The following is a 22,197-nucleotide window of genomic DNA, read 5'->3' as shown; positions in this document are numbered from 1 at the left end:
GGTTTCCATTCGGTTGGAAGCAGCTCACGTTCAGTGCTTTCCTATTCTACTGCACAAGCGCGACGCTGTCACCTCTTATTCCATGTTGATCACGACATTGCCTTTTTTGCGGCCGGTATCGACGTATCGATGCGCCTCCTGCAGCTGCTCCAGCGAATAAAACCGATCGATAACGGGTCTTAGCCGGTCCTCCTCGTACAATTGGCGCAGGAAGAGCAGGTTGTCGCGGTTTTGGATCAGGCCGGTGGCGGCGAAGAGAGCTCGTTTGCCCTTGAAAAGCGAAGTGCGCCCCATACTCAGCAGGATGGAGAGAGACGGGACTGTGCTCATATAGATGCCATTCGGTTTCAAGGCCCGTTTGCAGCGGGAGTACGAGCTTTTGCCGACGGCGTCGAAAATGACGTCATACATTGCTTCGTGGCACGTGAAATTCGTTTGCGTATAGTCGATGACATGATCGGCTCCGTAAACGCGAACCAAATCCAAATTTGCCGTGCTGCATACTCCGGTGACTTCCGCTCCGTAGTATTTGGCAAGCTGAACCGCATAGATGCCGACCGCGCCGGATGCCCCGTTGATCAGCACCTTCTGTCCGCGTACGATTCGAGCCTTGTCACGCAGAAAGGTTAAGGATGTCGTTCCCCCGTCGGACAAGGCGCTTGCATCTTCATACGGCATCGAGTCGGGCATCGGCACGAACAAGCCGTCTTCGGGCAAACAGTTGTATTCGGCGTGGCAGCCAAAGCTGGATACGCTCAATCCGAATACCCGGTCGCCTGGGCGGTACTTGGTCACACGGCTCCCTACGGCATCGATTTCGCCGGCGAATTCGGTTCCTTGTATCGCATATTTCGGCTTGCTCAGTCCGTACATCACCTTGACGATGAATGGGTCGCCTTTCCGGAAAGCACAATCCGATGGCCCCACCACTGCGGAACGAATGCGGATTCGTACCTCATGCTCTTTTGGCTCCGGCTTGTCGACCTCTTGCAGCTGCAATACTTCTGGAGCTCCATATTTAGTGCAGATGACAGCTTTCATGCGCGTCCCTCCATGATCCCGATTGATCCGATGCTTCTCTATCCAGAGTAACGTTCGACAAGGAAGGGTGGCTAGCTACTTAAGTATGGTTCTGCGAGCAAGTGATGTATTAATCCAGCAAGCCGAGCTCGCGCGCACGTGCAACCGCTTCGGTCCGGCGTTCCACCTGCAGCTTGGCGAAAATGGTTTGGTTGTAGCCCTTCACAGTGCTGAGGGCGAGGTACAGCCGCTCGCAAATCGCCTGATTGGAAAGCCCCTCGGCGATTAGCCTAAGCACGTTCAGTTCCCGCTCGCTTAAAAGCTCGATCAGGACGAGCTGCCCGGATGCGAGATGGCTATCATTCGTCTGCCGATGCCGATGCTTATGCAGTTCCAGTTGGTCGGTTTCCCATGCGGACAGCAGTTTGTTTGCATAAGAGGCGGAGGACGAAGTCCCGCGCCTCGTCACGTCGTGAAGCAGCTGCGCCATCGGCTTGCCTTCCTCGAGGAACAGCCGGATGAAGCCGGCCGGCTCGGCGAGCGCGAGCGCCTCCGCGACTTGCTGCTCCGCTTGCTCGCGCTCGCCCAATCGGCTCAGCGCCAATGCCTGCAGCGTCATCGCCCGGAGCCGCTCATCCGCCCAGCCGCTAGCTTCCGCCTGCCGCCGCCAAGCTTCAAGCGTCTCGTAGGCGGCTCCAGCCTCGCCTTGCGCCAGCTGCACCTGTGCGCAGCTCAGCGGAAGCTCGTATGCCACGGAGAGCTTGGCAGCGGCAGGCAGGTCGCCGCGGCGCAGCAGCACTTGGATTTGCGCCGCTGCAATGTCCGGCTGCAGCAGGCTGAAGCCGTGCCGGCGCACGAAGAGCTCTGCCCCGTCGATCAGCGCCGAAGCTCCCGCGAGATCGCCTAGCGCGAGCTTCACCCGTGCCAGGAACAGCTCGCTCGCGACGAACCGATCCGTGTTCTCCAGTTGACGCGCAAGGTGGAGGCTTAGTTCGCCGTGGTGAAGGGCGGCCGCGAGATCGTTACGCTCGTAGCTGATTCTAGCGAGCCCATGATGCGCTTCGCAAGCCGCCGGCACCGGTGGATCGCCGGCCAGCTCCAGCACGCGCCTATACGTTGCGGTCGCGAGGTCGAGCTGATTGTCGGCCTCCTGCATGTTGCCGAGTCCGATCGTCGCCATCAGCAGCACGATCCGATGACCGATCGCCTCGCTGATCGCGATGGCTGCGCCATAAGCTTCCCTGGCGGCGGCTCGGTCGCCTTTCAGGTGATGCGCATAGCCCAGCGTCCAAGTAGTGGCGGTCCGAACCGGCAGGTTGTTCGGATGCAGCAGTTCAAGCGCCAGCCGGGATTGATCGATGATCGTGTCCGCTTCATGCCGGCTAACCGCGAGCGTCGCTCGAATCGAGGCTATGTGACCCAGCAGGTCGCGGCGGTTGGCCGCATCCGTCGGCATGCCCTCGAGCGCGGCTTCGGCCGCTCGCAATTTGGGCTCGACGCCGTTCATCCGCCCGACCATCAGCATCGCGGAGGCATGGATGACAAGAAGGGAGGGCCTGCCCGCCAGGACGTCTGCCGGCTGAGATTCCAGCCATTGCAGCACCGGCCCGGTCCCCCCGCGAAAATGCAGCGGCATCCCGTTGCCCTCGATCAGGCGCGTCGCAAGGTCGACATCCTGGGCGGCTGCCGCATGCTGAAGCGCGTCGATCTCGAAGCCGTTCGCCTCATACCAGGCGCTGGCGCGTTTGTGCAGTTCGGGGATGGAGGCAGGATCGACTCCATGCGGATGTCCTTGGTAGAGGAGCTGCCTCAGCAGCTCGCCGAACAAATGGTGGTACCGATACCAGCGGCGTTCGTCGTCCAGAGGCAGGAGGAATAGGTTCGCCCGCTCCAGCTCGTGCAGCATCTGTTGACTGGGGGTGGCAGCAGTGCCCAAGACGGCGTCGCAAATCGGCCCGCTCAGCCGGTCAAGAATGCAAGTGAGAAGCAGGAACGCCTGGACGGAAGGCGACAGCTTGCTCAGTACATCTTCCACTAGATAGTCCAGCACGAAGCGATGGCTGCCGGTGAACGTTCGGAGAACATGCTCCGTATCGGAATGCCCTCTCAATGCGAGACCGGCCAACTGCAGCCCTGCGATCCAGCCTTCCGTCCGGTCGGCCAGCAAAGCAACGTCGGCAGGCGAGAGGCTCAAGCCCATCGCTTTGTTCAGAAAGTGCTCGGCTTCCGAGCGGGTGAACCTCAAGTCGGCGATTCGCAGCTCCGTCACTTGATCCCGCGCTCTCAGACGAGCGATCGGCAGCTTCGGTTCTTCACGGGTGGCGATAATCAGATGAAGACGGGGCGGCATATGCTCCAACAAAAAAGCAAGCGCCTCGTCCGCTTGGGAAGATTGAACCAAGTGGTAATCGTCAAGCACGAGTAGAAAAGGGGAGGCATTATCGGCTATATCCCGAACTATTGCCGTCATCATGGATTCGATGGAAGGCGGCTGCCCGGCGGCAAGAACGCCAAATACGCCTTCTCCAATTCGTGCCTCGACCGTCTGCAGCGCAGCAATCAAGTACGTGAGAAAGCGAATCGGATCGTTGTCCCGTTTCGAGCGACAGCCAGGCGACCCGCCTGCCGTTGCAGGCGGCCCATTCGCTGACCAGCGTCGTTTTGCCGAAACCGGCGGAAGCGGCGACAAGCGTCAGCTTGCGATGAAGCCCCTCAGTCAGGCGGTCGAGCAAGCGTGTCCTGGAGACGGATTTCGGCCGAGGCGGCGGGACGTACAGCTTGGTGGTTAGGAATGGAATCGACATATTTCCATTATAAAGAGGACGGTTTGGAACCGTCAACATCGCCCGGCAGACAACAAGCGTTACTTTACGGTGAGAATGACATTTCCTCTCTTATGCCCTGCCGAGACGTACCGGTGCGCTTCTGCCGCCTGCTCCAACGGATAACGGCGGTCGACGACGGCTCGCAGTTCCCCCGATTCCACTAATGCGCGAAGAAACGGCATATCTTCCGGCAATTCCTTCGCGACTCCTTGTCCCTCGACAGATACGAATACTCCGTTCGGTTTCAAAGCAGCACGTCCCATCGCTTTCGACAGTTTTCCTACGGCATCGAAGACGATATCGTACCGATCATCGCGTTCCGTGAACGATTCCCGCGTATAATCGAGTACGCGATCCGCTCCCAACGAGCGAACGAGCTCCTCGTTGGCACCGCTGCATACCGCCGTTACTTCGGCTCCGAAATGTTTTTTGGCCAACTGGACCGCCGAAGTCCCTACGGAGCCCGAGGCTCCATAGATCAGCACATGCATACCGCTGCGAATTCGAGCCTTGCGCAGGAAATGAAGCGCCGATGTGCCTCCGAATGCGACGGCGGCCGCTTCCTCATAGGTCAAGCTCGCGGGTTTGAGTGCTACCATGGCATCTTCCCTCAGGCAGACGTACTCGGCGTACCCGCCAAACCGCAAGCCTGTCATCGCGAACACCGCGTCGCCTTGTTTGTAGCGGGTTACGTTCCTACCCACGGATTCCACGACGCCGGACAGCTCCACGCCCAATATCGGCTTGCGCGGCTTCGTTATTCCGAGCACGAGCCGCATCGGGATCCAGAATAGCGGAGGGCACTGGAAGCTGCGAATTCTGCAGTCGGCCGACGTGACCGATACGGCGTGAACGCGAATCAACAGCTCATGCTCCTTCGGCACCGGATTGACAACCTCTTGGAGTTGAAGCACCTCGGGGGAGCCGTATTTTGTGCATACGATCGCTTTCATGATTGGACCTCCACCTAGCTTGCTTTTACATAGAAGTATAGTAGGGGATGGGGAGGATATGAAGCTACTTAAGTAGGTAATTATTCTAATCTTAGAAACCGCGTTCCCATTATAGTAAATAAAAAAGAGGGAGCGGGGAGCTCCCTTAGCTGGTCATCACGTCCGGCGCATGTAGGCTTTGACCGTAATCGGGGCGAACACGGCTACTATAACTCCGGCTCCGATGAGGGAGATGACGAGATCCCAACCGACGGTGCCTGAATTGGTGAGCTCGCGGACGGCGGAAATGAGATGCGAGATCGGGTTGAGCTTGACGAACCATTGCAGCCAGCCCGGCATCGTCTCGACCGGCACGAAGGCGTTGGACAAGAAGGTGAGCGGGAACAGCACGAGCATCGAGATGCCTTGTACGCTGGAGGCCGTGCGGGAGATGACGCCGAAGAAGGCGAAAATCCAGCTTATGGCCCAGGAGCAGAAAATGACTAAAATCGCGGCGAGCGCTACATGATCCAATCCACCGTCCGGGCGGTAACCCATCAAGTAGCCCATTGTGAACGTCAGTACGGTTGCGATTGTATACCGAATCGTATCCGCCAGAAGTGCTCCGGCGAGGGGGGCGATCCGTGCGATAGGCAGCGATTTGAAGCGGTCGAACACGCCTTTGTCCATATCCTCGCGCAGCTGGACGCCGGTCACGATGGACGTGGTGATGACCGTCTGGACGAGAATGCCGGGTATGATAACGGGCAAGTAGCTGCTCACGTCTCCTGAGATGGCTCCGCCGAAAATATAGGTGAACATGAGGGTGAAAATGATCGGCTGCAGCGTCACGTCGAACAGCTGCTCCGGCGTGCGGCGGATTTTGAGCAAGCCTCGGTAGGCCATCGTCAGCGAGTTGCGGAGCGATTGACCGAAGCTTGTGTGGTTTTTTAAGGGACGACCGGACTGGATCGTTGTCGTTCTCATTGGGTTTTAACCTCCATTTCGTTTGAAGCTTTTGACTGGGCTGCGGATGGGGCTGCTGTTGCGCCTGCGGCTGCGGCTTCGGGAGAAGCGGAGCCGTCTTGTGCGGCATGGCCGGTGATGGCGAGGAACACTTCGTCCAGTGTCGGCTTCTGCACGCTCATCTCGGCGAGATGGACGCCTGCTTCGCGCAGGGCGAGGAGCAGATCCGTCACCAAGTCCGCGTCCGCCATCGGCGCGGTAATATTTGCGGCTTCCGACGATACGCTGGAGGTCACGTTCAGCACACGCTCGACGATGCGGCGCGCTTCCTCGATGTCCGAGGCCCTGCGGACCCGGAGCTGCAGCGACGAAGTGCCGACGGACGCTTTCAGCTCATCGACCGTACCTTCAGCCACGACGTGGCCGCGGTCGATGACGGCGATGCGATCCGCCAACTGGTCAGCCTCGTCCAAGTATTGCGTCGTCAGCAGGACGGTCGATCCGGTTTTCACGAGCCGGCGAATCGTCTCCCACATTTGGGAGCGGGTTCGCGGGTCGAGCCCCGTGGTCGGCTCGTCAAGGAAGATGAGCGGCGGCTGGGCGATCAGGCTGGCTGCCAGGTCGAGCCGGCGCCGCATACCGCCGGAGAAGTTCTTGAGCGGTCGCTTCGCCGCCTCCGTCAGCCCGAACTCCTCGAGCAGCTCGGCCGCTTTGCGCTTCGAGTCGGCGCGGCTCAGGCCGAGCAGCCGGGAGAAGATGATCAGGTTCTCCGTGGCGCTGAGCGATTCGTCGACCGAGGCGTACTGCCCTGTCACGCCGATCAACTGCCGTACGATCTGCGACTCCTTCACGACATCGTGCCCGAAAATCCGCCCCGTCCCGGCGTCCGGCCGCAGCAGCGTCGCCAGCATGCGGATTGTGGTTGTTTTACCTGCGCCGTTCGGGCCTAGCACGCCATAGATCGATCCAGCGCGCACTTGCAGGTCCACGCCGTCCACGGCTTTGTTGTCGCCGAATGTCTTCACGAGCCCTCGCGCTTCAACGGCCCATTCGCTATTTGCAACGTTCATTAATGATTCCTCCTAAGGTAGGGAAAACTGATCTCGAGATGATTCTAGCGCACATAATTAAACTGAATATAAACGAAATGCATGAGCGCAGAAAAACCGTCCTGACGGACGGTCTTTTCGTTGGTATTATAGGTTACTTGGTTTGGGCGGTTACCGGGAGCTGGAGAAGCGCATCACGATTAACAGACTCGATTTTTCGTATTTACCCGATAAGCAATATTATAGCGTTCAGGATTCAGAATAGCTAGCGCATTAGACAAGGGGGGGCAGAGGATATTTGCTTTCCCTTTTTTCTTTATGCCCGAAGCGCCTCCGGTCCTGAATACTATACGATCGTATAATACCGGAGAGGCGGCCCCCCATGATACATTGAATCTCGGAAAGGGAAAGAAGGAATGAACATGGGGGTGTTGGAATGGGTTGGCTGGTGACGATTCATGTGCTGGCGGCGGTGCTGGGTATCGGACCGACGTATTTCGGTCATATTTTGCTTCGCAAAAACCAGAGCCGGGAACAGCTGCTGGATTCGCTGGCGTTATTCGGACGGCTGAATTATTTTCCGAAAATCGGCGGTACGCTTGCCGTGGTTTCGGGGATTTTGCTCGTGGCGTTGACGGGCTGGGAGTTTTCGGATTTATGGATTGTCGCTTCCTTGGGTGTATACGTAATCATCCAGGTCATGGTAGTGGGCATGCTGGGGCGAATTCTGAGCCGGCTTGCGCAATCGCTCAGTGCGGTTTCGGAACGTGAGATGGTGGTGCAGGCCGACAGCTCGGTGCTTCTCGCACAAGCGAACCGGGTGTATTACACCGTTTCCGTGTTGGGTTTGGTATTGATTCTGCTGATGGTCTTAAAGCCGATGTGAAGCTTCGGTTGAGCAAAGGATTCCATCTAAAATCCAAGGAGGAGTATTAATTTAATGAAACGTCTAGAGGGAAAAATCGCTTTCGTATCGGGCGGAGGCCGCGGAATCGGTGCTGCAGCCGCAATGGAGCTGGCCCGGCTTGGAGCCAAGGTGGCGGTCAATTATGTCCGCCAGGAGGAGGCCGCTCAGGCTGTCGTGGACCGAATTCGGCAAGCCGGGGGAGAAGCCGCGCTCGCGCAAGCGGACGTACGGGATCCTGAGCAAGTTCATGCAGCATTGGCTCCCATTCGGGCTGCCTGGGGGGAGGTCGATATCCTGGTGAGCAACGCGCACATGTCCTTTGTCGTGAAGCCCATTCTGGTCATGCAATGGGAGGAGCTGGCGCAAAAACTGCAGGATGAGATGAAAGCCGCTTTTACGCTAACCCAAGCCGTTCTGCCGGCTATGATCGAGCGGCGATACGGTCGCTTGATCTATATATCCAGCAATGCGTCTGAAGCGCCGGTTCCATATATGGCGGCTCATGGTTCGGCCAAAGCGGCGTTGGATGCCTTCGTCAAATATGTGGCTCAGGAGGCTGCCCCGCATGGGGTGACCGCGAACCTGGTTTCCCCCGGACTGGTGGAGACGGAAGCATCCAGCATAACGCCGGAAGCATACAAGCGGCAGCTTGCCGCCATGACACCGCTGCAACGGGTGGGGCTGCCGGAGGATATTTCCGGTGCAATCGCGCTGTACGCCAGCGAGGAGAGCCGGTTTATGACCGGAACCCGTCTGCAAGTGAACGGCGGAGCTCGGATGGATTAGTATATCGGCCTTTACCGAGGCCAAGAGAAGCCGCATGTGTTGCGGCTTTTTTCTTACATTCCTTCACAGTTAGCCTCTAATGATGGCTGGAAAAAGGACTTCGGCGAGGGAGCGGCGAATCGCTATAGGATCACGTTCAAGAGGAATGAAACGATGCCGAACGACAAGGACGAATTCACAACAGCATGGAACGGGCGGGATTCGTTAAACCGGATCGAGCTGAGAGAGGATCAATATATCGCAAGCCGCGATGAGCCGTTATCCCGGTTTCGCCGGTTTTTGACCGAGGGGGCGGCCGGCAAAACAGTATGGAGCTTGTACGGTACGGCCGGAATCGGCAAAAGCTTTCTGCTGGACGCGTTCCGTCGTTTGGCTGACCGCGCAGGCGCGTGCATGCTTCAGGTAGACAGCCGCGATTTTAACCATAAAGGAGATTTGCTGCTGCGGCAGCTCTTAAAGCTTTTGCCGGACGAATCGCAAGCGCGATCCGATTCGTCGGACAGCTGGCTCACGCGATTGGGTCGATTGGCCGCGCGAGGCCGGGTGGTGATAGCACTGGACACGTATGAGGAGATGGGTGACCTCGACGGCTGGATTCGGGAGCAGTTTATTCCCAACCTGCCGGACGGCGTTCTCTTGATTTTGGCGGGTCGCTACCGGTTGAAGGACAAATGGATTTTATCGCCGGCGCTGCGGGAACGGATTTGGTTTATGCCGCTCGAGCAATTGTCCGGCTCGGAGAGCGCCGCTTATTTGCGGCAATGCGGGCTGGACGACGAGGAGTGGATCGAAGCCGTCTGCCGCAAAACCGGCGGTCATCCGCTGGCACTGGCGTTGGCGTCGGTCGTACGTCCGCAAGAGGATTGGGCCGGCAAGTCCGGGGACTGGGCGGAGTGGTTCGAGCAGTTGGCCCATATTTGGCTGAGGGAAGTGCCGGATGCCGCGCTCCGGGAGGTGGTCGAGACGGCGGCCGTGCTGCTGCATCTTAACCGGGAAGTGCTGCAGGCGGTCCTGGACCGGGACCTGGACGACGGGACGTTCGGGCAGCTCGTCTCCTTGTCCTTCGTTCGGAAGACGGAGCGCGGCTGGATGCTCCACGATCTGATGCGGATGGCGACGCGCAAGCAGCTGGAGGAACGGACGCCGGCTCATTTCGAACGCCTGCGCGGGCGAGCGGCGCTCTATTATGCGGCGCGGATCCGCGAAGCCGCTCCGTACCGGAGCACGGAATGGGAAGTCGGGGAGCTGTTTTATTACACGGGGATTCCGCTCATTCGCTCGTTGCTCCAAGCGTATTCCCGCGGCCGGTACACTTGGGAGCCGGTGACGCTTGCCAATCTGGGCGAAGGCGAAGCCTATATGCACCGACGGCTCGAAGAGGCCACACCGCTATCGTTATCGGGGATGGACCCCGAGACGGAAGAGCATTTTGACGAGTACGTGAGCAAAGAAGAGATGACCCTGACCATCAAACACCTGGAGCTGCGCAACTGGGTCGAGCTTGATCCGCAGTCGGTAATGCTGCTGCGTACGGCTGAAGGGGAAGCGATCGGACTAGCCGTCATCGTTCCGATCCATCGGGGGACGTTGCCGGCCTTAAGCCGCGATCCGTTCGCCGGCCCCTACTTGCACTCCCTGTCGCCTTCGGAGCGCCGGCAGTTGGAAGCCGAACCGTCCGGCCAGGCGGGATGGTTCATCCGGACCATCGACTACGCCGATTGGAAAAACCAGGACATGGTGCTTGAGGCGATGTATTTGATGTTTTCGTATATGTGCTCGGGCGGCTTGTTTTTCGCTTCGCCGCCGCCGATGGAATTTTTCCGCATGTCGCATCTGAATCTCGGCTTTCAACCGGCTGCGGGAGTAGTCCATCAGCATTATGACGGGAAAACGCCGACCCCCACGTTTGTCCTGGATACGAGGAGAGACAAGCTGGAGTCGTTCCTCCGCTTCGTGCTGAGACGCGGCGGTCTCCCGGACGAGCTCGATTGGTGGTCCGGACCGGGCAGCCGGCTGACGGAGCGGGAACGGGAGGTGGTTGCTCTCGTGTTCGAAGGGTTGACAAATGGGGAAATCGCCAAGGCGTTGTTCGTCAGTGAAATCACGGTGAAAAAACATGTCAGCGCAATCTATGGCAAGCTTTCGGTGAAAAGCCGCAGCCAGCTGATCAAGCTGTTTTCCGGAAAACCTCGTATCGGTTAAGGGGGAAGTGCCGCCGCCAGCTCGTATTCCTTTGGAATGCGGGCTTTTGTACATACTAGAGTACCGCTATTTGGCGAAGTAAAATAAACAATTGACATTGTATCGGCCTGACGGGTATATTGTGTATATCCACTATACACAATTTAAAAAGGAGGCTGGCTTTATGCTTGCGTTAGATATTAGAAGCTTAAATAAACAATATGAGCATTTTCATTTGAAAAACATATCTTTTCAATTGGAAAAAGGCTATATTATGGGATTTATCGGAGCGAACGGCGCAGGAAAAACAACCACGATCAAATCCATTTTGAATTTAGTTCGGATGGATAGCGGCGAGATTCGAATTATGGGCAGGACGATGACCGAGCACGAAGTCGAATTGAAACAAGAAATCGGCTTTGCATTCGGAAACATTGATTTCTATACTCGAAGCAAAATCAAGACGTTAACTAGTGTAATTAAAAAGTTCTATCTTAATTGGGACGATCAAACCTATTACAAGTATTTGACAAGATTTCATTTGAATGAAAACAAAAAAATAGCTGAATTATCAACCGGGATGAAAGTAAAATACAGCCTGGCTCTCGCTTTATCGCATGGGGCAAAGCTTCTCATTCTTGATGAACCGACAAGCGGGCTTGATCCGGTTGCCAGAGACGACTTATTAGACATTTTCCAAGAACTGGTGCAAGACGGAGAGATCAGCATTTTGTTCTCGACCCATATCACATCCGATTTGGAGAAATGCGCGGATTATATTACTTTTATCGATAACGGACGAATTATCAACAGCACGGAGAAAGAACAATTTATTGATACTTATCGCTTGGTCCAAGGGAAGGAAGAACAATTGCCTCTGGTCAAAGATCGATTAATCGCCTTCAAACTAAATTCATTTGGATTCACAGGATTAATTCACACCCGTGACCTCGATCCAACCTTGGATATAAAGTCCGCCTTGCCTAGTCTGGAGGAGATCATGATCTATTTTTCGAAAAAGGAGGTTGCGTATGTATAACTTGTTGATCAAAGAGTTACGGCTCGGCGTCAATCCTTTCTTTTATGCAATGCCCTTCTTAACGGGCGCCTTGATGCTGATTCCCGCATGGTTGTACTTCATTGTGCTTCTTTATTTTTGTTTCATCACGATTCCGAATATGTTCGCGGGTTATAAGACTCAGAATGATTTGATCTTTACGAACATGCTTCCGGTTACCAAAAAAGAGATCGTAAAAGCCAAAATAACCGTTATTGTGCTCCTGGAACTGATGCACATTGTCGTTGCCATGATTTATGGGCTGATTAGTGTTCGCTTATATCCGAATTTGACATACTACTTCTTTGGACCTTCCTTAGGCTTTTGGGGACTATGCTTCGTCATGCTCGCGATTTTCAATCTTATCTTTATTGCCATGTACTATAAGACCGCGTACAAATACGGTGCAGCAACGATTGTATCCATTACAGCCGCAATTGTTTTTGCCGGAGGGGCGGAATGGCTCGGCATACAGAACTCCTTCGTGTTCGATCTCTTGAAAGGAGAGGGCCTGGATCATCTGGTTACTCAGTTATCGATTCTGAGCATGGGCATTGTGATATTTGCCATATTTACGATCATCGCTTATCATATTGCCATCAAACGGTTTGAGAAAGTTGAAACATAATGAATATAGCGATTTCGAATACCTCGGGTACACCCATCTATCAGCAGCTTTTTGAACAAATCAGCGCTCAAATTCTAAAGGGCGAGCTGGAGACAGGGTATAGCTTGCCCCCAATCCGACAAGCGGCGACGGAGCTTCGCGTTAGTATTATTACGGTGAAGAAAGCGTGGGAGGAGCTCGAACGAGCGGGGTTGATTTACACCGTAACCGGCAAAGGATGTTTTATAGCCGAGCTCACGCCCGACGAGATTCTTCAGAAACGCAATGATATGATCTTGAAGCAAATGGTACTTGACACCGCCTACTACAAATCTTTCGGCCTCACGGTAGAAGAAGTGTTTGAGCTTTTGAAGAAGGTTTATTGAAAGGGCAGAGAGGCACAGAAAACCACGTCCATCGGACGTGGTTGATTGGTTTGTACTAGCAGGAGCAAACCTCCGGCCTCATTGCTGCCAGTGGGGCGCACTCAAGCCATGGTCAATTACTGCAGTTGCTGACCGCCGGACTGTTTTTTCTTCATTGTCCCCCCTATGATCAAGGCTACATAGATTACAATGGCAATCGAATCTATCAACGTATCCGTAAGCGAAGCAGCGTCAATCCATGCCGTCACGCCCAGAATAACCATCAATCGGACGATCAAGATCGCCGCGATCATCCATGCGGCAAACAAAGTCATTGATCGCTCTCTTTGGAAAGACATAATAATGAATGCGATGCCGAAGACTAGATTTTCCACTGTGATAATGTGCCAAACATACGTAAATACCGTCTGGGTATCCATGGATATCGTCCGTATGTCGAGGGCTGGCAGCACAGCGGATTGCCCATTCCATGCATGTGTGAAGGCAAACAGCATCGCAAGAACGCCTGCAATTAGAAAATAAAAATTCCTAATCTTCATGTTCATCACAGCCCTCCCTGGAAATTGTCGGTTCCTTATTTCGGATATCCCTGTAAAGCTCACGAACGAATTCTGTCAACCGTTGGTCGCTCTCATTGTTGAAGTCTCTTAATGTTTCGGCAGCCAGGCTTAGCAGCAGACTGACCTTTTCCAGATGGTCAATCTTTTTGCGCGTTTCTGCGTTTTTGGCATCGATGAACCTCGCGACCTCTTCGCAGTAAGCAGGATCGATATTTTCCGCCTTGGGGAAACTAAATTTCCCCTTGATCTCGTCAAGCGAAAAATCCGCAAACTGCATGATCTGAATATTCATCAAGGCAATAAGATCGCTCTTCGAATACCTACGGTACCGATTATCTTCCCGGAACGGAGAAACGATTCCAATCCGGTCATAATACCGAAGCGTATCCCTCGACATCCCAAGTAACTGCGATACCTCTTGTATAGAATAAAGTTTTTCCATGAATTCAGAATAGCATTTGAGTTGACTTCAATGTCAAGGCATTTTTTTGACTTGCGTCTTTGCCTGAGTAGCCGGCTACCAGACTGCGACTTATATCAGGTTTGACTTTTGAAGCAGACGTTGCACTATGCCGTCGATCACCACTAGTTGGGTTGGCACATGGCGACGTTTCCGTCCGGATCCACCACCGAGACCGCTCCGGACGCAATCGCACCGTTGACTTGGATGGATGCCTTGCTGACAGCCGCCGCAGGTGTTATCGTGATACTGGAGACTGCATTACCTACTCTTGCTGAATAGGAAGTAGTTTCTGCTGCAAATCAGTCCTTTAGAAGGTCTCTGTCGTTGGCTTTCCACTAACCTATCTATGAGGTGAAGATCGTGATCCTGAGCACCAAATTGCTCATCCCCCATTCGAATTCTTCTATAGTCCAACGTTCAGCTCTCATACAGAAATTGAATGATGGAATGAAGACCAAGCTTACGCTTGTTACAGCTCCCGCCGGTTACGGCAAGACGACGGCATTGAGCGAATGGGCGAAGCAATGCGGTGCAGCGATTGCATGGGTTTCGTTGGATGTACACGACAACAGTCTTGTTCGATTCTGGAGCTATGTGCTTGCCGCCATTCAGAGAGCCGCTCCTTCTTTCGGCAATGTGGCTCCTCCGGCCATGGAAAACGTTCAACCGGAGCCATTCCTTACTTTGCTGCTCACGGAATTGAACAAGCTGCCGGACGAATTGTCGATCGTTCTGGACGATTTCCATCTTGTTGAACAACCTTATATTAACAATTCCACAGCGTATTTTTTGGAGTTTTTGCCTCCCCATATTCACTTGCTGGTCGCAAGCCGTTCCAAGCTTTCAATCCCGCTCTCAAGGCTAAAAGCAAGAGGTCATCTGCAGCAAATAACGAGTTTGGATTTGCGTTTTCATCTGGATGAAGGCATTCCGTTTTTCCGGGACTGCATGGATTTGCCGCTGTCCGAGGAGGAGGTGCAGCGTCTCGTGGACTCCAGCGAAGGCTGGGTTAGCGGACTGCAGCTTGCCGCGTTGTCTCTACGCCAAACCGATAATCACAAGAAATTCATTCGGGAATTCGGAGGCAGCCATCGAGACATAGCCGGCTATTTATTCGAGGAATTGCTTCAACATCAACCCCATGACGTACAAATCTTTTTACTGGAAACTTCCGTTTTAACCCGTATGAACAGCTCGTTATGCGAAGCCGTAACCGGTCAGTCGGGCTGTCAGATCAGGTTGGAGCTGCTGGATCAGATGAATTTGTTCATTATCCCGTTGGACGAGCGGAAAGACTGGTATCGCTATCATCATCTGTTTTCCGAGTTTTTGCAGCAGTACTTCCTGCAGAAATATCCGCAGAGAAGGGAGGAGACCCTTGCTAAAGCGGCGGAGTGGGCGGAGGTCAACGGATTGGAGGAGGAAGCGATTGATTATTATATAGCGGGAAACCATTTTTCCGATGTGATTCGATTAATCGAGAAGCATCTGCTTTCTTTAGTGAAGCTGAAAAGCTCGAGATTGTACCGGTGGTTACAAGATGTACCGGAGCGTTTTATGGCGGACAAGCCGCTGCTGACCATTTTTTATATCGCCGTATTGATCGCGGTCGGCGAGTTGGCGATGGCGGATTCGCGGCTTAGGACGGCGCGGGAGAAGCTGACCGATCCCGATTGGGAACCTTTTGCGGGTACGATTTATATGTTCTGCGCCAACATGGCTTACATCCGCAAAGATATCGAGCAAGCGAACGTGTATTACGAACAATTCGAGAAGCGGTTGTCGGAAGGCCAGATGCTTCAGATGATCGGCGGGAATTCCTCTTATACGGTTGACGCTTCCGATTATGATAATATCCTGGGGTTTGTCAATGATTTGCATGTTGTGTTGCCGATTCGTTTATGCGTCGATGGATCCAAGTATGGAAGAACCGGAAAGGCTTCACTTATCTCGGGTATTTATTGGTTTCCTATAGCGAGTTAATGTACGAGTGGAATCGGTTGGAAGAGGCCGAGCAATATAGTGCATTGGCGATGGAGCGAGAAGATATGCGGCCCTATGCCCATATCCTGGTTCGCGCCGCCATTCAGGCCTCGTACGTTCAACAGGCGCATGGCCGTGCGGACGAAGCCGTTGTGATCTTGGAGCAAATCCAATCGAGAATGGACTCCCCCGACCTTCCGCTCTTTATCAAAAGATTGGAAACTCAAAAAGCGTATTTGTCCCTTGTTCAAGGACATTCCGTCTTGGCGCGAGAGTGGCTGCAATCGTACGGACTCCGCTATAACGACGAGATTCGCTTGTATCGCGTTCAGGAGTATCTGTGCCTGGCCAGAGCGCTTGGACAGTGCGGTCATAAGGCGAAGGCGGAGCGCCTGCTGGAACGGTTGTTTCGTCTGGTCACGTCGGAAGACCGATTGAGGGATACGATTAAGGTATTGATTTTACAAAGCATTACGCTTGATCTGAACGGGGAGAGGGACGCTGCGCTGCTAAAATTGGAACACGCTATAACCTTGGCGGAACCGCATGGGTACATCCGCAGCTTTATCGATGAGGGAGAGCGAATGAAAGAGTTGTTGATGCACTATTCGCGTCTGTGCGAATCCGGCTTTATCAAGGTGTCCAGTAAGGCAACCCTGCTGTATGTCAGGCAACTGCTGCAGCTTCTGTATGTGAATGGGAAAGGGTTGTCGAATCCATATCCGCCCATTGAACCGCTGACCAACCGGGAAACGGTGATTTTGCACTCGTTGTTGGAGGGGTTATCCAATAAAGAAATCGCCGCTCGCTTCGGGATCACGGAGGCTACGGTCAAAAGCCATTTGTTCCGCTTATTCGGCAAGCTAGGGGTAAACCGGCGGAGTCAGGCTATCGCCAAGGTAAGGGAGTGGAAGTTAATAAAATAGACTCCCTTTCTACTCCGCATGTGTAGACCTTGATTTCCCTTCTCAACCGGACATCATATTTTCCAGCAATAGTTTGCCGGGATAAGGGGGAGTGGGGCGTGGGGAGGAGGGAGGATCTTGATTTGGCTATGCAAAAAGCCACCCTAAGGTGGCTTTTTGCGGTATGGAGCCTAGGAGGATCATAACCTGAGCTTTATAACGTACGTTCTATGACATTCCCTCTATTCATCCGTTAAGCAGAAGATCTCTAAGCAGCTTGATTTGTTGTCTTTCTCCTGCAATAACAAGTGTCATGTGCGCAACCAGCTTGTCATCGGGCCCAGGGATTATGTTCTGTTTCCCTTTTTCGACTGTAGCAAGGATCATGACTCCGGTACGTTGCCGGATTTGCAGCTCAGCGATGGTCTTGTTAATACACTTATAGGATGGCTCCACTTTGCACCATTCAATGACCAATTCATCAAGAGTCACTTGAATTGATTCCATTGCTTTTGGCCTATAGTTCATTCCGCCTATAATGGAAGCAATCTGCCTTGCTTCTTCGTCCTCCAGAGTTACTTGGGAGATAATCTCCTCCGGATCGTCAGCTTCAAAATGATAGATCTCTCTTCTACCATCATCATGGATGACAACGACAATTTTATCGCCTGATACGGTTTCGATCTGATATTTTTTTCCGATGCCTGGGAGATCAGATTCCCTTATAGTACCCATATTCTTATACATCCTCCGTCCATATTATTGTCCACTTTCGACTTTTACTTTTTCCTTTGGCTTGGTCCATTTGAATAATTTATTTAAGCCGCCGTATACATGCTTTGACTCCTTTGCTAACAAAGGTCCGACAATAGCTAGTACTAGAACATAAAGCGCGGAAAAAGGTTTAAGCAATGGCATTAAACCGGCGGATATACCTAAGTTAGCCACGATAATCGTAAATTCTCCACGCGCCATAACCGTAAGTCCGATATTGGTGGAAGCCTTATGGGACAACCCCGCCTTGCGTCCCGCTATCATTCCTGCAATCATATTTGCCAAAATGGTGAGGATCACGGCTCCAATAGCAATCCACGCAGCATCGCCGAGAGTCAGCGGATCAATACTTAGTCCGAAGCTAAAGAAAAACACCGCACCGAAAAAATCCCGAAATGGAATAACAAGATGTTCTATCCTCTTGCTATGCTCTGTCTCGGACAAAGCGAGACCGAATAATAATGCACCGATAGCTTCCGCCACATGCAATTTTTCTGAGAATCCTGCAACGAAGAATAACGCAGAAAACACAACAATAACAAATATTTCGTTCGAGGTGATCGATAACAGTTTGTTTAATAAAGGAGTTCCTTTTCTTGCGATAATGAAGAACAATAGCATATACCCAATAGAGATTGCTACCGAAAGCAATACTCCACCGATGGATGTCGCCCCTCCAAGGAGCAACCCTGACATGATGGATAGGAATACTGCCAGAAAGAGATCATCAAATAAAATCATACCTAAAATCAACTCTGTCTCAGAGTTTACCGTACGTTTGAGATCAACCAATACTTTTGCCACGATTGCAGTAGATGAAACGGACAGCATGCCTGCGATGATTAAAGTTTCTAACAACGGAAAATTGACCAGAAAACCGTAGATCAGCCCAATTACAAAATTCAAAAGAACGTATACAGTTCCTCCAAACACGATGTTACGGCCTGACCTGATCAATTTGGAAACAGAGAACTCCAACCCGATGTATACTAAAAGGAAGAGAACGCCTATTCTCCCTAGAAAGGATATCACATCTTGACTTTCAATAAAGGTTAAGTCAAATATGCCGATAACTGGAGCGTGGGGACCGACTAACATTCCTAGAACAATTAAAAATGGTATTATTGAAAACTTTAGCTTTCCGGCAATTAATGAAGCAATCGCAACTAATAACAAAGCAGTTCCAACCTCAAATATCATGTGATCCATACAATAACTACCCCCTCCCTCTCTAGACTCCTTTACATTATACATGAATGACCTTAAGGAACCAACCATGGTAACCTTTCATTAAGAATCAACGCCGCTTCGGGCATAGAAAAAACCGCCAAACACCCGGAATTCCTTGTGTTTTGCGGTTTTCTCTTGTATGGGGCCTAGGGGGATAATGTTCCTAATTTGCGTAATTTGCTGCCGATTGCTCTAGAAACAGCAATTACTAGGATCAATAAAATAGCGATCCCGAACAATAAAGGCAATACATCTCCGAGCCTCTTGTATAACGAGTCTTTTCTCTCGGGCAGAGGAAGCGGAAGCTCAGTGGAGAGGATGGTTCCATGCTCGCTATCCCAATCGTTCATTCCGGCAACCAAGATGCCTCTGGAATCATACACCGCACTCAGCCCGGCATGGGTGACGCGCAGAACCGACATCCGATTTTCGATCGCGCGAAAAGCGCTCATTTCCGTGTGATAGGGTGAAATCTCCTTCCAGTCGCTTGAGGGGAGAACCAGTATATCCGGATTTTCTAATCCTGCTTCTCGTACCAGGTGCGGGAAATCCGCATCGAAACAGATGGCCGCCGCAATTCTCCCTACGGCAGTCTCAACGACCGGCACTTTTCCCATGCCTTCATTGAAATAGCGCTCCTCTCCGGGCACTAAGGAAAACTTTGAATATTGTGTTTTGATTTTGCCATCTGCGTCAATGATAACTAATTTGTTATCCATCTTCGACCCAGCTTGTGCATTTACTCTTATATACCCTGCGACCAGCACAGCTTCATATTCTGCTGAGAGAGACTGTAAACGTTGTAAAAAAACATCCTCCTCATGCTCCATGACAATAGCAGCACCCTCCGACCAGCCGATCAATCTGTTTCCTGTCTCGAGTTCCTGCTTTGTACGCTTGATCATGCCTTCATTGATCCTCTGAATTTGATCAGTGAATGAAGATAGGTCATTTCGTTGATCATGAAACCCTGCTGTTTCCCATCGCTCAAACAATTGCTGTATCGTGTCGTCCCATACAATCCGATCTGGAGTAATTCCCGCCGCCTTAATCGTCGATGATTGTTCTCGTCCTGCATCTAGCACAGCACCTACACCGACAAACACGAGTATCAACGCTAGAGCACTTATCAAAAGCCGCTTATGTTGCCTTACTTCATTCCCCGACTTGAACACAAATGCCAGCAAAGAGGCGACCAAATACTGAATAAATACAATCCCCCAAATGCCAAAGACAGAAGCTAGCACGGCAACGGGTCTTATATCCAGTTGACTGTAGGCGGAAGAACTAAATGTCCCAAATACGTTTCCATAGCTCGTGAAAAATTCAAATGACGTCAGCAACATAGGGAGAAACAATACCGAAATCACATTTCCCATGCGGGCAACCACCCATTTGTTCAACAGCAACAATGCAATCAGCATGATCGTAGAAATCAACACTGTAATCGAAACAACCACCAGACCACCCGGAATAACGTCCTGGTAAGCTATGATCAGTGCAACACTAAGCGATCCAGTCGCAAGAGGGAAGGCTTGTTTCACCTTCGAGTTGTATATGTAAATGAACAGCAGCGTAGGGGCAACCCATACCGTTAAAGCATAGAGTCCCCAAGTAACAGGCACTAAATAGAATAAGCATGCAAAAGCTAATAACCAGACATTAGATTTGAACCGCACAAGACACACTCCTTTTAGTTGTTTGCATTTACTGTAGCAAAGAGTCGTTCGTGACCTTTGACGTTTATTGCTCTCTTCTACAGCATAATGGCTATTCAACTGAAAGGTAGATTTCCACTTGCGCGTCATCTGCATAAGGACTATTGAACGTGGGCCCGTACTTCTCCAGAAGAAGCTCACTCGTTAATTTCGCATTGGAAGCAGGAATCCGGTATTGGTATAGAAAATGGTAGGTCGTGAGTATAGCGTCCTTGTATTCAGAAAACAATTTCCCCTTGTGCAAGAACTTAATCATATTGAGTTCGTCTACTATGATCGACCTCATCCCTGACGGAACGGTTCCCGGCTCCTCCACTTCGACTGCTACCATCTCCTTGAAGTGGGCTGTATCACCGACAAAGGTAATGTCATAGCACAGACGATACAAATTATCCGATTTCCTGTTAGGAATCTGCTCCACCTGTTGCAGGAATGATTGGACAAATGGAACGATTGTTTTTATGCTCTCATCGCATGACGGCCTTTCGATACCTACTAACTTCAATCCTTCGATCTTTTCGAATTGATCTGAAACGATCACATTTCCATGCCGTGCTTTTATTTTCAGCCAAATGGATGATATGTCGATTTTCGAAGCAATTTCCTCCGCCAAGCGGTCTTCGCCTGTATAGCAGGAACGATATTTGGCAGGAGAAATGTGATATAACTTTTTGAAGTTACGGGTAAACACTTCTTGAGTGCCAAAACCATACTTTATAGCAATGTCCAATACGGTATACTGGGTTTTCCGCAAATCATCAGCAGCTCGAATCAACTTCCTCTTGCGTATATAATCATAAACCGGTATGCCAACCACTGCCTTAAACAATCGATAAAAGTGGAACTTCGACACATACGTTAATCCAATCAACTGGTCAATATCGATTGGATCCTCTAATTGGTCTTCCACTTCATTGACGAATCGCTGAATGGCTTTCATATAATCCATCACCAAACCGCCTTCTTTAATTAAATATCTAGAAAAATCGAAAAACGAGCACTGCAAACCTCTTCGTTACACTATATATAAAAACACATCCATAATCTACAGAAAATCATGGAGCGATGGAGTTAACTAAGCTGGACAATGTAAGCGTTGAATACTCCCTACCGGATTGCGACTCCAAATGAATAAAAGCCAGTCATTCTCAATAAGAATGGACTGGCTTTAATTGTTTTTACTGTTTCCCCCTGAAGAATAAAAAACGTCCGACTGCCAGCAAACATCACATTAACTAAACTTTACGTTCGTCAATTTCTCGGATAGTTCCCAAAGTTTTGAAGCAACCGCAACGTCCATTGCCTGCGGCGCAATTTTAGCTACCATTGGATACCCTCTCATCTCGTTCATTCTGGAAGGCCCGTAATAGGTGCCTCCTGTTGCTTCTTTCGCTGTAGCGGCATAAAGTGACGGCCATGCTCCTTGAGCTGCCGGCTGGAATAAAATCGGGCCGAACAAACGCCGAGCGATGCCCGCCGGGCTATTTTTCCCTGCTCCATTGGGGATCAATTCCGTTCTTGAGATTCCCGGATGTGCACCCATACTGCGAATCTCCCAGCCGGCTGCATCGCTTCGCCGCTGCAGTTCAAGCGCAAACATCAGACATGCGAGCTTGGACTGAGCATAGGCTGCCATTGGTTTGTAATTCTGTTTTGATTGTAAATCATCGAAGTTTATTACTCCTGAACGATGAGCGATACTGCTCAAAGTGACCACTCGTGGATTGTTGCCTCGCAACAGAAGAGGGAGCAACTGTGCAGTTAATGCAAAATGTCCAAAATAATTTGTACCCATTTGGGCTCAAAACCGAAATCAGTACTTGACAAAATGAACCAAACCCAAAAATG

The 22,197-nt window shown here is 51.7% G+C and carries 20 protein-coding genes and 1 pseudogene; 8 read left to right on the top strand and 13 right to left on the bottom strand.

Annotated elements, in window-relative coordinates:
* Positions 1-75 precede the first annotated feature (75 nt).
* The 5 genes from PKO02S_RS24075 to PKO02S_RS24055 all read right to left on the bottom strand — a co-directional run bounded on the left by PKO02S_RS24075 (position 76) and on the right by PKO02S_RS24055 (position 6,813).
* Positions 76-1,041, bottom strand: coding sequence for an NAD(P)-dependent alcohol dehydrogenase (locus PKO02S_RS24075; protein ID WP_127586957.1), 966 nt, complete (start codon positions 1,039-1,041; stop codon positions 76-78).
* A gap of 109 nt (positions 1,042-1,150) precedes the next feature.
* Positions 1,151-3,709 carry a winged helix-turn-helix domain-containing protein gene (locus tag PKO02S_RS24070; RefSeq protein WP_307720038.1) on the bottom strand — a complete coding sequence of 853 codons (2,559 nt, stop codon included), beginning with the start codon at positions 3,707-3,709 and terminating at the stop codon, positions 1,151-1,153.
* Between the two features lie 174 nt (positions 3,710-3,883).
* On the bottom strand, positions 3,884-4,798 hold the full coding sequence (locus PKO02S_RS24065) for an NAD(P)-dependent alcohol dehydrogenase (RefSeq protein WP_127586955.1): 915 nt from the start codon (positions 4,796-4,798) through the stop codon (positions 3,884-3,886).
* Between the two features lie 156 nt (positions 4,799-4,954).
* Positions 4,955-5,764 (bottom strand): ABC transporter permease, encoded by an 810-nt coding sequence (locus PKO02S_RS24060; protein WP_127586953.1) that lies wholly within the window; start codon positions 5,762-5,764, stop codon positions 4,955-4,957.
* Positions 5,761-6,813: an ATP-binding cassette domain-containing protein gene (locus PKO02S_RS24055; RefSeq protein WP_127586951.1), complete on the bottom strand. Its 1,053-nt coding sequence runs from the start codon at positions 6,811-6,813 to the stop codon at positions 5,761-5,763. Before PKO02S_RS24055 ends, PKO02S_RS24060 begins: the two co-directional genes overlap by 4 nt.
* A 415-nt stretch (positions 6,814-7,228) precedes the next feature.
* Here PKO02S_RS24055 and PKO02S_RS24050 point away from each other — a divergent pair, with 415 nt between their 5' ends.
* The 6 genes from PKO02S_RS24050 (at position 7,229) to PKO02S_RS24025 (ending at position 12,716) form a co-directional block, all read left to right on the top strand.
* Positions 7,229-7,678 (top strand): DUF2269 family protein, encoded by a 450-nt coding sequence (locus tag PKO02S_RS24050; RefSeq protein ID WP_127586949.1) that lies wholly within the window; start codon positions 7,229-7,231, stop codon positions 7,676-7,678.
* Positions 7,679-7,732: 54 nt separating this feature from the next.
* A complete protein-coding gene (locus PKO02S_RS24045) occupies positions 7,733-8,485 on the top strand; it encodes an SDR family oxidoreductase (protein ID WP_127586947.1) in 753 nt (250 codons plus the stop codon).
* Between the two features lie 153 nt (positions 8,486-8,638).
* The gene (locus PKO02S_RS33700) at positions 8,639-10,687 is read left to right on the top strand and encodes a LuxR C-terminal-related transcriptional regulator (RefSeq protein ID WP_281280459.1); all 2,049 of its coding nucleotides are present in this window, start codon (positions 8,639-8,641) and stop codon (positions 10,685-10,687) included.
* A 163-nt stretch (positions 10,688-10,850) separates the two neighbouring features.
* Positions 10,851-11,705, top strand: coding sequence for an ABC transporter ATP-binding protein (locus tag PKO02S_RS24035; RefSeq protein WP_127586945.1), 855 nt, complete (start codon positions 10,851-10,853; stop codon positions 11,703-11,705).
* Complete coding sequence (locus PKO02S_RS24030; protein ID WP_127586943.1) at positions 11,698-12,351, top strand: ABC-2 transporter permease; 654 nt, start codon at positions 11,698-11,700, stop codon at positions 12,349-12,351. Before PKO02S_RS24035 ends, PKO02S_RS24030 begins: the two co-directional genes overlap by 8 nt.
* Positions 12,351-12,716 carry a GntR family transcriptional regulator gene (locus PKO02S_RS24025; protein WP_127586941.1) on the top strand — a complete coding sequence of 122 codons (366 nt, stop codon included), beginning with the start codon at positions 12,351-12,353 and terminating at the stop codon, positions 12,714-12,716. Before PKO02S_RS24030 ends, PKO02S_RS24025 begins: the two co-directional genes overlap by 1 nt.
* A gap of 116 nt (positions 12,717-12,832) precedes the next feature.
* Here PKO02S_RS24025 and PKO02S_RS24020 read toward each other — a convergent pair whose 3' ends face one another.
* The 3 genes and pseudogenes from PKO02S_RS24020 to PKO02S_RS33970 all read right to left on the bottom strand — a co-directional run.
* Positions 12,833-13,261, bottom strand: a complete 429-nt coding sequence (locus PKO02S_RS24020; protein ID WP_174819954.1) for a hypothetical protein — start codon at positions 13,259-13,261, stop codon at positions 12,833-12,835.
* Positions 13,245-13,718 carry a MerR family transcriptional regulator gene (locus PKO02S_RS24015; protein ID WP_127586939.1) on the bottom strand — a complete coding sequence of 158 codons (474 nt, stop codon included), beginning with the start codon at positions 13,716-13,718 and terminating at the stop codon, positions 13,245-13,247. The genes PKO02S_RS24020 and PKO02S_RS24015 overlap by 17 nt, the downstream gene beginning before the upstream one ends.
* A gap of 143 nt (positions 13,719-13,861) precedes the next feature.
* A pseudogene (locus PKO02S_RS33970) lies at positions 13,862-14,026 on the bottom strand (cadherin-like beta sandwich domain-containing protein); the annotation flags it as partial.
* 160 nt (positions 14,027-14,186) lie between these two features.
* On the opposite strand from PKO02S_RS33970, the gene PKO02S_RS24005 reads away from it, so the two are divergent.
* The gene (locus PKO02S_RS24005; RefSeq protein WP_127586937.1) at positions 14,187-15,722 is read left to right on the top strand and encodes a winged helix-turn-helix domain-containing protein; all 1,536 of its coding nucleotides are present in this window, start codon (positions 14,187-14,189) and stop codon (positions 15,720-15,722) included.
* A complete protein-coding gene (locus PKO02S_RS24000; RefSeq protein ID WP_164821647.1) occupies positions 15,722-16,648 on the top strand; it encodes a LuxR C-terminal-related transcriptional regulator in 927 nt (308 codons plus the stop codon). The genes PKO02S_RS24005 and PKO02S_RS24000 overlap by 1 nt, the downstream gene beginning before the upstream one ends.
* A gap of 225 nt (positions 16,649-16,873) precedes the next feature.
* Here PKO02S_RS24000 and PKO02S_RS23995 read toward each other — a convergent pair whose 3' ends face one another.
* The 5 genes from PKO02S_RS23995 to PKO02S_RS23975 all read right to left on the bottom strand — a co-directional run bounded on the left by PKO02S_RS23995 (position 16,874) and on the right by PKO02S_RS23975 (position 22,144).
* Complete coding sequence (locus PKO02S_RS23995) at positions 16,874-17,362, bottom strand: cation:proton antiporter regulatory subunit (RefSeq protein ID WP_127586933.1); 489 nt, start codon at positions 17,360-17,362, stop codon at positions 16,874-16,876.
* 24 nt (positions 17,363-17,386) lie between these two features.
* Positions 17,387-18,610 (bottom strand): cation:proton antiporter, encoded by a 1,224-nt coding sequence (locus PKO02S_RS23990; protein WP_127586931.1) that lies wholly within the window; start codon positions 18,608-18,610, stop codon positions 17,387-17,389.
* Between the two features lie 167 nt (positions 18,611-18,777).
* Complete coding sequence (locus PKO02S_RS23985; protein ID WP_164821646.1) at positions 18,778-20,310, bottom strand: nitrilase-related carbon-nitrogen hydrolase; 1,533 nt, start codon at positions 20,308-20,310, stop codon at positions 18,778-18,780.
* Positions 20,311-20,401: 91 nt separating this feature from the next.
* A complete protein-coding gene (locus PKO02S_RS23980) occupies positions 20,402-21,298 on the bottom strand; it encodes a helix-turn-helix domain-containing protein (protein ID WP_127586926.1) in 897 nt (298 codons plus the stop codon).
* Positions 21,299-21,580: 282 nt separating this feature from the next.
* Complete coding sequence (locus PKO02S_RS23975) at positions 21,581-22,144, bottom strand: SDR family NAD(P)-dependent oxidoreductase (RefSeq protein ID WP_246067286.1); 564 nt, start codon at positions 22,142-22,144, stop codon at positions 21,581-21,583.
* Positions 22,145-22,197: the final 53 nt, after the last annotated feature.

Source organism: Paenibacillus koleovorans NBRC 103111 (assembly GCF_004000845.1).
GTDB classification, from domain to species: Bacteria; Bacillota; Bacilli; order Paenibacillales; family NBRC-103111; genus Paenibacillus_AA; species Paenibacillus_AA koleovorans.
Note: the sequence above shows the minus strand (reverse complement) of the source record. Positions and strands in the feature narration are given on the sequence as shown.